Origin of the sequence: Streptomyces sp. NRRL S-1813, from assembly GCF_000719605.1 — a bacterium.
Taxonomy (GTDB): domain Bacteria; phylum Actinomycetota; class Actinomycetes; order Streptomycetales; family Streptomycetaceae; genus Streptomyces; species Streptomyces decoyicus.
In genome coordinates, this window is the sequence record NZ_JOHB01000006.1 from 361,040 (window position 1) to 372,848 (window position 11,809).

An 11,809-nucleotide genomic window follows, 5' to 3' on the forward strand; every position below is an offset into this window, starting at 1 on the left:
GCATCCGTGGACAACTTTCAACTTGCCTTGAACGAGCGCGGGTTGACTCGGCGTACTGCCCGGCAACCATGCCTGAGCCCAGGGTCCAGGCCGATGATCGGAGTGAGAGATGTCCCGGAAGAAGAGAGTCGGCCGGCGTCAGAAGGTCGTCATCTGCGTCAGTGCCGCCGCGCTGGTCGGCGGTATCGCCATCGCCACCGCCGGCACCAGCCAGGCCTCCGTGGCGTGCGATGGACTGGCCACCGCCCTGAGCAACAACGAGAAGTTCATCGCCGACCAGAAGGCCAACCCGGACGCCCAGTCAGAGGCCCGGATCGCCAACCGCCAAGCCGTGATCAAAGAGATCCAGAACAAACAGAAAGCCGCCGGCTGCTCCGGCGGAGAAGGCGGGGGCGCCGCCGCGGGCGCTCCACCGGCGGCGAACGAGCCGCCCGCCTCCGGCGCCCCGTCAGACTCCGCGGCCCCGCCCGCATCGGACGACCCGCCCGCGTCCGATGACTCCTCCGCCTCCGCGGCCCCGCCCGCAGGGGACAACCCGCCCGCCGCCGACGGGGAGGTGGTCTGCGCCGGCTCGACGGTGACCCTCTCCGGAGAGGGCGGCGCCCCTGCGGCATCCAGCAGCGAGTTCCCCGCCGGGACCAAACTGAAGGTGACCAACCTGGACAACGACAAGTCGACGACCGTCTCCGTGACCTCGACGTCGGGCAGCTGCGCACTGCTCAACAACGCGGCATTCGAACAGGTGCGTGAGGCAGGGAAGTTCCTGATCCGCAACGCCCGGATCGAGCGCGTGGGGTAGCCCTGGTCCGGTGGCCGGCAGCGGCGCCGCCTCCTCCGCTGCCGGCCACCCTTGTCTCCGGGGTGGCAGCCGCAGGCCGTACGGGCGACCTCACGGCGTGGCCGCTTGCCCGCCGGGGCCCGGCGAGGTGGCCTGGGGCCACCGGGCGCCGCGCGTCCTTGTCAGGCTCCCGCATGCGACCCCACCGAGTGTTCCCAGGAGACATCGATGCCCGTGAGCCGTCGACGCCGATCCACCCGTGCCACTGCGACCCTGACCGTGAGCGTGCTTGCCGCCCTGTCCACGGTCCTGCTCGGCACCCTCTCCGTCGGCCCGTCCCACGCCGACGAGCCGCCGTCCGCCGATCAGGGCCTGCTCCTCACGGTGTCCGGGACCGGCAACACCTGGAGCCGCGGGGTGCGGCTCAGCTGCCCGGACATCCACCGCAGACATCCGCACGCGGGTGCCGCCTGCGACGCGCTGGCCTGGGCCCGCGGGGACATGGACGCCCTGCCCGGCGAGCCGCACACCTGCACCAGGGAGTTCGACCCGGTCACCGCGACGGCGACCGGCACCTATCGCGGTGCCCAGGTGAACTGGCACAAGGAGTTCCCCAACGCCTGCTCGATGGACTCCGCCACCGGGCCGCTCTTCCGCTTCTGAGGCGCCGCGTTCCGAGGCGCCGGCGCCGCCGACGCACAGGAACGCTCAGACCGGCCGCGCCGCCACCACGCCGATCGTCACCAGCGCCAGCACCACCCAGGAGAACCAGAGCCAGCCATTGGCGCCCATCGCCACGGTGTAGGTGGTCGCCACCACCAGTCCGCCCACCGTGCACACGGCCATCGTCCTAGCAGATCCGGGCATACCCGCAACCTCCTCACGGCGGCCCGGAACACCAACGTCACGGGCCGCGGCCATGGGACCATCGTCCCCGGCCGCGGCCCGTACCGCCAGAGTCGCGACGCGCCGTCACTGCCCCCGTGCGTTGAGCGAGGCGAGATAGGCGTTGTAGTCGGCCAGATCCTTGTCGCCGTTGCGGTCGGCGGCCCGGTCCGCGCGCTGCGACTGACGCTCCTCGGACTTGTACCACTGGAAGACCAGGGCGATCAGCACCACTACGGACGGGATCTCGCTGAAGGCCCAGGCAATGCCCCCGGCGGCCGACTGATCGGCCAGCGCCTCGATCCCGAGCGAGGCCGGCGGGTGCACGAAGGTGGTGACCATCGGCTCCGAGGCCATCATCAGCGCGATACCGAAGAAGGCGTGGAAAGGCATCCCCGCGAACAGCTCCAGCATCCGCATCACATAACCCGGCCGGTGCGGGCCCGGGTCGACGCCCATGATCGGCCAGAAGAACACCAGGCCGACCGCGAGGAAGTGCACCATCATTCCGATGTGCCCGGCCCGGGACTCCATCAGGAAGTCGAACAGCGGTGAGAAGTAGAGCGCGTAGAGGCTCGCGATGAACAGCGGGATGGTGAACGCCGGATGCGTGATGATCCGCATGTAGCGGCTGTGCAGCAGCGCCACCAGCAGTTCACGCGGTCCCTTGCGGCCGCGCCCGGCAGCCGGCAGCGCGCGCAGCGCCAGCGTCACCGGTGCCCCGAGCAGCAGCAGGATCGGCGACAGCATGCTGATGACCATGTGCTGGACCATGTGCACACTGAACATCGCCATGCCGTAGTCGTTGAGCGCGGTGCACATCACCAGTGCCACCGACAGCACGCCCACGGCCCAGGCGACGGTCCGGCCCACCGGCCAGGCATCACCCCGCCGCCGCAGCCGGATCACCGCCCAGCCGTACAGCCCGAGCCCCAGCAGACAGCCGACGAGGAAGAACGGATCACCACCGAACTCCAGGCCTCGCGCGAGCGTGAACGGCGGCAGATCCATGTTCATGCCGTCCATGCCGTGCCCGCTGTGATCCATCCGCTCGCTCCTGATTCGTACCAATGCTCCGGCGACAAGACTAGAACCGCCCCCGGCTGACAGAGCGGCCGGGGGCGGTTCGTGGCGCGCGGACCCTCACGCCGCGGGCGGCGAGGTCACAGCACGCACTCGGCCTCGGCGTAGCGCTCCACGGGCACCGTCTTGAGCGTCTCCACGGCCTCGGCCAGCGGCACCAGCGTGATGTCCGTGCCGCGCAGCGCCGTCATCATCCCGAAGTCGCCGCGGTGCGCGGCCTCGACGGCATGCCAGCCGAAGCGGGTGGCGAGCACGCGGTCGTAGGCGGTCGGGGTGCCGCCGCGCTGGACGTGCCCGAGGATGACCGGACGGGCCTCCTTGCCGAGGCGGTTCTCCAGCTCCACGGAGAGCTGCCGGGCGACGCCGGCGAACCGCTCATGGCCGTACATGTCCTTGCCGCCGATATCGAAGGACATGGTGCCCTCGCGCGGCTTGGCACCCTCGGCGACGACCACGATGGCGAACTTCTTGCCGGCCTCGAAGCGCGCGGCGACCCGCGCGGTGAGCTCGTCGATGTCGAAGGGCCGCTCGGGCACCACGATCGCGTGCGCACCGGCCGCCATGCCCGAGTGCAGCGCGATCCAGCCGGTGTGCCGCCCCATCACCTCGACGATCATCACTCGCTGGTGGGACTCGGCGGTGGTCTTGAGCCGGTCCAGCGCCTCGGTGGCCACACCCACCGCGGTGTCGAAGCCGAACGTGACATCCGTGACGGCGATGTCGTTGTCGATGGTCTTCGGTACGCCGACGATCGGCAGCCCGGCGTCCGACAGCAGCCGCGCCGCCTTCAGCGTGCCCTCGCCGCCGATCGGGATGATGGCGTCCAGGCCCAGTTCGGCGACATGGCCGCGGGCCCGCTCCACGCCGTCCCGCAGATGCGCGGGCTGCACCCGCGAGGACCCGAGGATGGTGCCGCCGCGCGCCAGGATGCCGCCGACGGCGTCGAGGTCGAGCTTGCGGTAATCACACTCCAGCAGGCCCTTCCAGCCGTCACGGAAGCCGATCACCTCATCGCCGTGATCGGCGGTGGCACGGTGGACGACGGAGCGGATGACGGCGTTCAGACCGGGGCAGTCTCCGCCGGAGGTGAGTACACCAATACGCATTGCTCGAAAAACCCTCTGCAACTCAACCGGGGGCCCGGACCCCGTCGTCCGGTTGGATTCCGCTCACCCTACAAGCGCGGGGCCGCCGGGCACACGTACGCCCGCAGTGCGGACTGCGGGCGTACGGAAAGGGTTGAATTCCGGCAGATGTCGCATATCGGCGAACCGCCCGAACCGGGAGGAAGCGGTATCAAGCAGGCTGGGTCGCCGCGGCGATCCGCTCCTGCCGCAATGCCTCGTACCAGCGGTCCTCCACCGGAGGCAGCGCATTGACATCCAGCGCCAGCTTGATCAGCAGATCGGCGATATGCGGATTGCGCGCCATCACCGGCCCGTGCATGTACGTACCGAAGACGGTGTCGTTCCACGCGCCCTCGTAGCCGTCGCCGACGCCGTTGCCCTTGCCGAACCGCACCTTGGCGAACGGCCGGGAGGTCTTGCCCAGATGCGTCACGCCCTGGTGGTTCTCGAAGCCGGTCAGCGGCGGCAGCCCCAACTGCGGGTCGATATCGGCGAGTACGTCGCCGACGCAGCGCTCGGCCTCGCCGCGGGTGCTGACCACGTCCAGCAGCCCCAGGCCCTCCTGGCGCTCCCCGAGGTCATTGATGAACTCGTGCCCCAGGATCTGATAGCCGGCGCACACCGAGAAGACGATCGCGCCGTTGGCGACCGCACGGCTCAGCCCGCCGTCGCGGATCAGCCGCTCCGAGGCCAGCCGCTGCGGCCGGTCCTCGCCGCCGCCGATCAGATAGATGTCGCCGGAGGTGGGGATCTGCTGGTCGGACCGTACGTCCAGGCGCTGGACGTCCAGACCGCGCTGGCGCGCCCGCCGCTCGACCACCAGGGCGTTCCCCTGGTCGCCGTACGTGCTCAGCAGGTCCGGGTAGATCCACACCAGGCGCAGGCTGTTGTCACTCATGCTCGCTCGTCCTTGTCCGTAGCGTCGGTGGACCACACTCAGTTGCCCACGCGCCGGCGCAGGTCCTGGAAGGCCGTGTAGTTGGCGATGACCTCGATCCGGCCGGGCGGCGCCATGCCCACCGCCTCGTCGAGGCTCTCGCACACATGGAAGTCGAGTCCCGCGACCTCCAGGCGCACCGCCAGGTCCAGCTTGCGGTCGCCGAGCACGAAGATCGGGTGCCCGGCCAGCCGGGTGTAGTCGACGTCCCACAGCCACGAGGTGTCCGTGCCGTCCGCGCCGCGCGCGTTCACCGACATGATCACCGGGGTCGGCGGCGGGTCGATCAGCGAGAACGTCTCCAGCCAGCCGGCCGGGTTCTTCGCCAGCAGCAGCCGCAGCTCCCGCTCCATGAACGTGACCACGTCGTAGCGGCCGGCCACCGCCTGCACCGAGTACATCCGTTCCAGGGCCACCTGCGGCGGCACCCCGAAGGCGGCGGCGACCGCGGCGGACGTGGTGGCGTTCGCCTTGTTGGCGCGCCCCGGCAGCTGGAGCTTGATCGGCCACGCGCTGCCGTGCGGGTCGAGCACATGGTCGCCGGAGAGCGCCCAGCTCGGCGTCGGGCGGCGGAAGCCGCACTCGCCGCAGAACCAGTCATCGCTCGGCCGCTGCATCACGCCACCGCACGAGGGGCAGGACCAGGCGTCGTCCTTCCACTCCTGCCCGGCCGCGACCCACACCACATTCGCGGACGACGAGGCCGCCCACACGATCAGCGGGTCGTCCGCGTTGGCGATGATCAGGGCCTTGGAACCGGCCAGGCCCTCGCGCCAGTGCTCGGCCAGCATCCGGGTCTCCGCGGCGCGGTCGAGCTGGTCGCGCGAGAGGTTCAACAGCGCTATGGCCTTCGGCGTCACATCGCGTGCCACGCCGGAGAGGTACTTCTCGTCCACCTCGATGACGCCGTAGCGGGCGTCCGATCCACCGGCCAGCGCGGACGTGATGCCCGCCGGCATGTTGGCGCCGAGCGCGTTGGAGACCACCGGACCGCTGGCCCGCAGTGCCTCTGCGATCAGTCGCGTCGTGGTCGTCTTGCCGTTGGTCGCCGACACCAGGATGACGTCCAAGTGCCGGGCCAGCCGCGCCAGCAGGTCGGGGTCGAGTTTGAGCGCCACCCGGCCACCGATCACCGATCCGCTGCCGCGGCCCGCCGCGCGCGACACCGCCGCCGCGGCCTTGCCCGCCGTCACGGCCAGCTTGGCCCGCGGCGACAGCGGCTCCGTGTTGCCTGCCATCGTCTTTGATCCTCCTTGCATCCGGCGCCCGCCTGCCCTGAGGCTGCCGGTGGAACGCTTCCTCCGCAGCCGATGACCGGCCGAGGCTTCGGTCGGGGATCAGCCTATCGAGATCCGGCCCGGGGCCCGAACCCCGCCACCCGTCCGGCGACGTCCCGGGCGCGCCGGACCGTACCCTTACCCCCATGTCTCCCCGCACCATCCCCGGCAGTTCCGGCCGTCCCCGCCCGCTGCGCCTGCTCGGCGATCCGGCCCTGACCGGGCCCTGTCAGGAGGTCACCGCCTTCGACGGCGAGCTGGCCCGGCTGGTCGAGGACATGTACGCGACGATGTACGCCGCGGACGGTGTGGGCCTTGCCGCCAATCAGATCGGCGTCCCGCTGCGGGTGTTCGTATACGACTGCCCCGACGACGAGGACCGCCGTCATCTCGGGCATCTCGTCAACCCCCGGCTCGTCGAGGCCGACGGCCCGGTCGTCCGCGGTCCCGAGGGCTGTCTCTCGGTCCCCGGCATCGAGGCCGGCACCCCGCGCCACGACCACACCGTCGTGACCGGGTTCAGCGTCACCGGCGAGCCCAGGACGGTGACCGGGACCGGCTTCTTCGCCCGCTGTCTCCAGCACGAGTGCGACCACCTCGACGGCGGGCTGTACGTCGACCGTCTCACCGGGCTGCGCCGCCGCCGGGCGCTGCGCGCCGCGGCCAAGGCCCCGTGGGCGGCGACGGCGGGGGCGCCCGGCCGCTGAGCGGGCGGCGCCTCCCGCCGCATCATGGTCCGGCGCTCAGAAGCCTGGGCCGTCCGCGCGGTCCTCGACCGCGACCAGCTGACCCCAGAGCAGGTCGGCCAGCTGCTTGACCAACTGCTCGCGCGTACAAGGGCGTTCCCGCAGCCACCAGTCACCGGCGCCGTGCATCATGCCGACGATCCCGTGTCCCCAGACGCGTGCCGTCAGCTCGCCGCCCGGCCCCAGGTCGAGCCGGTCGGTGATCACCTTGGCCAGCTCCTCGCCGAGCCGGCGCAGCAGCGGTGCGGAGTGCCGTCCCACGTCGAAGCCGGACTCGGACGCGTTGTCCTCGTCGGAGGGGTGCATCAGGAAGCGGTACACCTGCGGCCGGGCCTCGATCGCGAGCAGATAGGCGTCGAGGGTGGCCTCGACCCGGTCCCGGCGCAGGACGGGTGCGTCCAGTGCGGTCGCCAGATTGGCCAGCAGGGCATCGGTGTGCCGTACGGCGAGCGCGCGGTACAGCCCGCCCTTGTCGCCGAAGTGCCGGTAGAGGATCGGCTTGGTGATACCGGCCTCGGCGGCGATGGCGTTCATCGACGCGTCCGGGCCGTCGCGCAGCACAATGCGCTCGGCGGCCTCCAACAACTCCCGCCGTCTGCGCTCGGTCGCCGTCTGCTGGCGGCCGCGATGTTCTGTGCTTTCCATGGTCGTGCTCCCCACCCTTGTGAATCCGTGGCGCTCGCGCAACGTAACACCCGAACTCCTCCGTGAATGTCGCCAGAGGAGTTGACATAGCTTACTCGCGAGTAACACACTGCGGGTTACCGCTAGTAACATCGTAATGCGCGCAGCACTGGAGGGGACATGGCCGAGTTCACCATGGAGCTCAACGACGAGCAGAAGGAAGTCCGTGACTGGGTTCACGGCTTCGCCGCGGACGTCATGCGCCCCGCCGCCGCCGAATGGGACGAGCGCGAGGAGACCCCCTGGCCCGTGATCCAGGAGGCCGCCAAGATCGGCCTGTACTCCCTGGACTTCTACGCCCAGCAGTTCTTCGACCCCACGGGCCTCGGCATCCCCATGGCCATGGAGGAGCTCTTCTGGGGGGACGCCGGCATCGGCCTGTCGATCGTCGGCACCGGGCTCGCCGCCGTCGGGGTGCTCGCGAACGGCACCCAGGAGCAGATCGGCACCTGGGTGCCGCAGATGTACGGCGACGCCAACGATGTGAAGGTCGCCGCCTTCTGCTCCTCGGAACCGGACGCCGGCTCGGATGTCGCCGCGATGCGCACCCGCGCGGTCTACGACGAGACAAAGGACGAGTGGGTGCTCAACGGCACCAAGACCTGGGCCACCAACGGCGGCATCGCCAACGTCCATGTCGTCGTCGCCTCCGTCGACGCCGACCTCGGCTCGAAGGGGCACGCCTCCTTCATCGTCCCCCCGGACACCCCCGGCCTCTCCCAGGGGCAGAAGTTCAAGAAGCACGGCATCCGCGCCTCGCACACCGCCGAGGTCGTCCTGGAGGATGTCCGGGTCCCCGGCCACTGCCTGCTCGGCGGCAAGGAGAAGCTCGATGAGCGCCTCGCCCGTGCCCGCGAGAAGGCCAAGAGTGGTGGCGAGCGCGTGAAGAACGCCGCCATGGCCACCTTCGAGGCCTCCCGCCCGGCCGTCGGCGCGATGGCCGTCGGCACCGCCCGCGCGGCCTACGAAGAGGCCCTGGAGTACGCCAAGACCCGCTCCCAGTTCGGCCGTCCGATCATCGACAACCAGGGCGTGGCCTTCCAGCTCGCCGATATGCGCACGCAGATCGACGCCGCCCGGCTGCTCGTCTGGCGCGCCTCCTGGATGGCGGTGGCCGGCAAGCCCTTCACCTCTGCCGAGGGCTCCATGTCGAAGCTCTTCGCCAGCGAGGTCGCGAAAAAGGTCACCGCCCAGGCCGTACAGATCCTCGGCGGCAATGGCTTCACCCGCGAATACCCGGTCGAGCGAATGCACCGCGACGCCGCTATCTACACCATTTTCGAGGGCACCAGCGAAATCCAGCGACTGGTGATCGCTCGTACGCTTTCGGGAATGCCGATCCGCTGAGGGATGCGTGCAGTAGGACGCGTGTAGCGGTCTTTTGAAGAGGGTCCCGCTCGGTCACCGGGCGGGGCTTTTCCTGTTCCTGGCGGATGCTGGAGACGGGTTTTTCGGAGATATGCGGAAGGTCAATTCGATGGGCTCCGGAGTACTGGAACGGGCCCTCGACAGCAGGGCGCGGCATCCGTCGCTACGACCGGTACGCGCTTGCCGTATGGGCCGGCCGCGCCGGTCCGGCGCCGTGGAGGTGGCTATCGAAGCGCGAAAGGCCTGGTGAGCGTGGCGCTTCCGTGCGCCGCTGATCAGGCCTCCGCTGACAGCGATGTCATGCCTTGCCGAAAGCACTCATTCAACGTTCAACCAGTGCATAGCGTCCGGCTCTGTGCAGTCTTGGCCGACGAGGCGAGCGGGATCTTGGCCTCCGCTTGAGATGCGTACCGGCCGCAGCGTCGGACTTCGGCCTTGGTGGGGCGACGGCGAATTGCCTGGCGTGCCGCCGTTGCTGAATGGCGGCACTCGAAGGGCGGGCTGGTCATGGTCGCCGGATGCGGCGAGGTGGGAGAGGCTCCCGTCGGCGCTAACTGCTGACCGCCGGTGAAGGGGCCCCACCGCAGGGGGAGTGTGGTGGGGCTTTGTCATGCCTCGTGGTGCCGTCCGGGGTGACGCCGGGGCAACTCCGGCTGTCGGTGGCCGGTTTGTGCCGTCGGCGGTTTTCGCCGGGCCGCCGTCGGCGGGGTGGGGTGCGCGTCGTCCCCGGGCCGCTCGCTCCCTCGCTCCCTCGCTCCCTCGCGCTCCGGGCCTCGCGCGCCCTCGCGTCACTCGCCCGCGCCCGCCACCCGTCGCGGACCTCCCGGCGCCGGCCGCCCGGCATCCCCTTGACGGAGGGGTCGCTGCGTTCTACGTTCCTTCCATAAAGCAAAACATTAATTCCATGATGCGGAATTAAGCGTCTCCGGCCCTTCGCTGGAGCTTGCCCGTGACAGGTCGACGCAGGAGTACTCGATGCCTCGAATGACAGCCGCCCGCGCCGCGGTGGAGATCCTCAAGCGCGAGGGCGTGACCAACGCCTTCGGAGTGCCGGGTGCCGCGATCAACCCGTTCTACGCAGCCCTCAAGGGCGCGGGCGGGATCGACCACACGCTGGCCCGCCATGTCGAGGGCGCCTCGCACATGGCCGAGGGCTACACCCGGACCCACCCGGGCAACATCGGCGTCTGCATCGGCACCTCCGGTCCGGCGGGCACGGACATGATCACCGGCCTCTACTCCGCGATCGGTGACTCGATCCCGATCCTGTGCATCACCGGCCAGGCCCCGACCGCGGTGATCCAGAAGGAGGACTTCCAGGCCGTCGACATCGCCTCGATCGCCAAGCCGGTCACCAAGGCCGCCACCACGGTGATGGAGGCCGCGCAGGTCCCCGGCGTCTTCCAGCAGGCCTTCCACCTGATGCGTTCGGGTCGCCCCGGCCCCGTCCTCATCGACCTGCCGATCGATGTCCAGCTGACCGAGATCGACTTCGACCCCGAGACGTACGAGCCGCTGCCCGCCTTCAAGCCGGCCGCGACCCGCGCCCAGGTCGAGAAGGCGCTCACGCTCCTCAACGAGTCGGAGCGCCCGTTGATCGTCGCCGGTGGCGGCGTCATCAACGCCGACGCCTCCGAGCTGCTGGTCGAGTTCGCCGAGCTGACCGGCACCCCGGTCGTCCCCACTCTGATGGGCTGGGGAATCCTCGCCGACGACCACGAGCTCAACGCCGGAATGGTCGGCCTTCAGACCTCGCACCGCTACGGCAACGCGAACTTCCTGGAGTCGGATTTCGTCCTGGGCATCGGCAACCGCTGGGCCAACCGCCACACCGGCAAGCTGGACGTCTACACCCAGGGACGCAAGTTCGTCCATGTCGACATCGAGCCGACCCAGATCGGCAAGATCTTCGCCCCGGACTACGGCATCGCCTCGGACGCCAAGGCCGCGCTGGAGCTGTTCGTCGAGGTGGCCAAGGAACTCAAGGCCGCCGGCAAGATGCCCGACCGCGGTGACTGGGCCGCCTCCACCCAGGTGCGCAAGGCGCAGCTCCAGCGCCGTACGCACTTCGACGACGTCCCGATGAAGCCGCAGCGCGTCTACGAGGAGATGAACAAGGCCTTCGGCCCGGAGACCCGCTACGTCACCACCATCGGTCTCTCCCAGATCGCCGGCGCGCAGATGCTGCACGTCTACAAGCCGCGCCACTGGATCAACTGCGGCCAGGCCGGCCCGCTCGGCTGGACCATCCCGGCCGCGCTGGGTGTGGCCACCGCCGACCCGGAGACGCCGGTCGTCGCCCTCTCCGGCGACTACGACTTCCAGTTCATGCTCGAAGAGCTGGCCGTCGGCGCCCAGCACAAGATCCCGTATGTACATGTCCTGGTGAACAACGCGTACTTGGGCCTGATCCGTCAGGCGCAGCGCAACCTCGACATCAACTTCCAGGTCAACCTGGAGTTCGAGAACATCAACGCGCCGGAGCTGGGCGTCTACGGCGTGGACCACGTCAAGGTCGCCGAGGGGCTGGGCTGCAAGGCCATCCGCGTCACCGACCCGAGCGAGCTGGGCGCCGCTTTCGAGGAGGCCAAGAAGCTGGCGGCCGAGCACCGCGTCCCGGTCGTCGTCGAGGCCATCCTCGAGCGGATCACCAACATCTCGATGAGTGGCTCCGATATCGCCAGTGTCAACGAGTGGGAGGACATCGCGACCGAGCCGGGGCACGCGCCCACCGCGATCAAGCCGCTCAAGGTCTGAGACCGGCGCCGGTTCGCCGATGAGCCGGGTGCGCCCGGTTCTCGCACCCGGCCTCTCCGCCATCCCCTTGCGCGCCGCCCACTCCTGACGTCCCACAGCTTTTCGAAAGAGGCACCCTCATGAGCAATCTGCCCAAGATCGCGTGGATCGGTCTCGGCATCATGGGC

General features: G+C 69.7%; 11 protein-coding genes. 5 read left to right on the forward strand and 6 right to left on the reverse strand.

All coding sequences use genetic code 11. The features are described 5' to 3' along the window. The first annotated feature begins 109 nt into the window (after positions 1-109). Together IF67_RS0113105 and IF67_RS0113110 are read left to right on the forward strand one after the other, a co-directional pair. Positions 110-799, forward strand: a complete 690-nt coding sequence (locus tag IF67_RS0113105) for a hypothetical protein (RefSeq protein WP_030985247.1) — start codon at positions 110-112, stop codon at positions 797-799. Positions 800-1,057: 258 nt separating this feature from the next. Next, positions 1,058-1,441, forward strand: coding sequence for an SSI family serine proteinase inhibitor (locus IF67_RS0113110; RefSeq protein WP_234341065.1), 384 nt, complete (start codon positions 1,058-1,060; stop codon positions 1,439-1,441). A 45-nt stretch (positions 1,442-1,486) separates the two neighbouring features. On the opposite strand, the gene IF67_RS44210 is transcribed toward IF67_RS0113110, so the two are convergent. The 5 genes from IF67_RS44210 to IF67_RS0113135 all read right to left on the reverse strand — a co-directional run bounded on the left by IF67_RS44210 (position 1,487) and on the right by IF67_RS0113135 (position 6,048). Further along, complete coding sequence (locus IF67_RS44210; protein WP_030985249.1) at positions 1,487-1,645, reverse strand: hypothetical protein; 159 nt, start codon at positions 1,643-1,645, stop codon at positions 1,487-1,489. A gap of 105 nt (positions 1,646-1,750) precedes the next feature. After that, positions 1,751-2,710: a cytochrome c oxidase assembly protein gene (locus IF67_RS0113120; protein ID WP_030985250.1), complete on the reverse strand. Its 960-nt coding sequence runs from the start codon at positions 2,708-2,710 to the stop codon at positions 1,751-1,753. A 116-nt stretch (positions 2,711-2,826) separates the two neighbouring features. Further along, positions 2,827-3,852 carry a 6-phosphofructokinase gene (locus IF67_RS0113125; RefSeq protein WP_030985252.1) on the reverse strand — a complete coding sequence of 342 codons (1,026 nt, stop codon included), beginning with the start codon at positions 3,850-3,852 and terminating at the stop codon, positions 2,827-2,829. Positions 3,853-4,042: 190 nt separating this feature from the next. Continuing rightward, positions 4,043-4,771, reverse strand: a complete 729-nt coding sequence (locus tag IF67_RS0113130; RefSeq protein ID WP_030985254.1) for a type 1 glutamine amidotransferase — start codon at positions 4,769-4,771, stop codon at positions 4,043-4,045. Between the two features lie 38 nt (positions 4,772-4,809). After that, on the reverse strand, positions 4,810-6,048 hold the full coding sequence (locus IF67_RS0113135; protein WP_030985256.1) for a MurT ligase domain-containing protein: 1,239 nt from the start codon (positions 6,046-6,048) through the stop codon (positions 4,810-4,812). 185 nt (positions 6,049-6,233) lie between these two features. Between IF67_RS0113135 and def the strand changes: the two genes are divergently transcribed. Beyond that, complete coding sequence (gene def / locus IF67_RS0113140) at positions 6,234-6,794, forward strand: peptide deformylase (protein WP_030985258.1); 561 nt, start codon at positions 6,234-6,236, stop codon at positions 6,792-6,794. 36 nt (positions 6,795-6,830) lie between these two features. Here def and IF67_RS0113145 read toward each other — a convergent pair whose 3' ends face one another. Next, positions 6,831-7,478, reverse strand: a complete 648-nt coding sequence (locus IF67_RS0113145) for a TetR family transcriptional regulator (protein ID WP_030985259.1) — start codon at positions 7,476-7,478, stop codon at positions 6,831-6,833. 159 nt (positions 7,479-7,637) lie between these two features. On the opposite strand from IF67_RS0113145, the gene IF67_RS0113150 reads away from it, so the two are divergent. Both IF67_RS0113150 and gcl read left to right on the forward strand, forming a co-directional pair. Next, positions 7,638-8,864: an acyl-CoA dehydrogenase family protein gene (locus IF67_RS0113150; protein ID WP_030985261.1), complete on the forward strand. Its 1,227-nt coding sequence runs from the start codon at positions 7,638-7,640 to the stop codon at positions 8,862-8,864. 996 nt (positions 8,865-9,860) lie between these two features. Further along, positions 9,861-11,642 carry a glyoxylate carboligase gene (gene gcl, locus IF67_RS0113155; protein WP_030985262.1) on the forward strand — a complete coding sequence of 594 codons (1,782 nt, stop codon included), beginning with the start codon at positions 9,861-9,863 and terminating at the stop codon, positions 11,640-11,642. Positions 11,643-11,809: the final 167 nt, after the last annotated feature.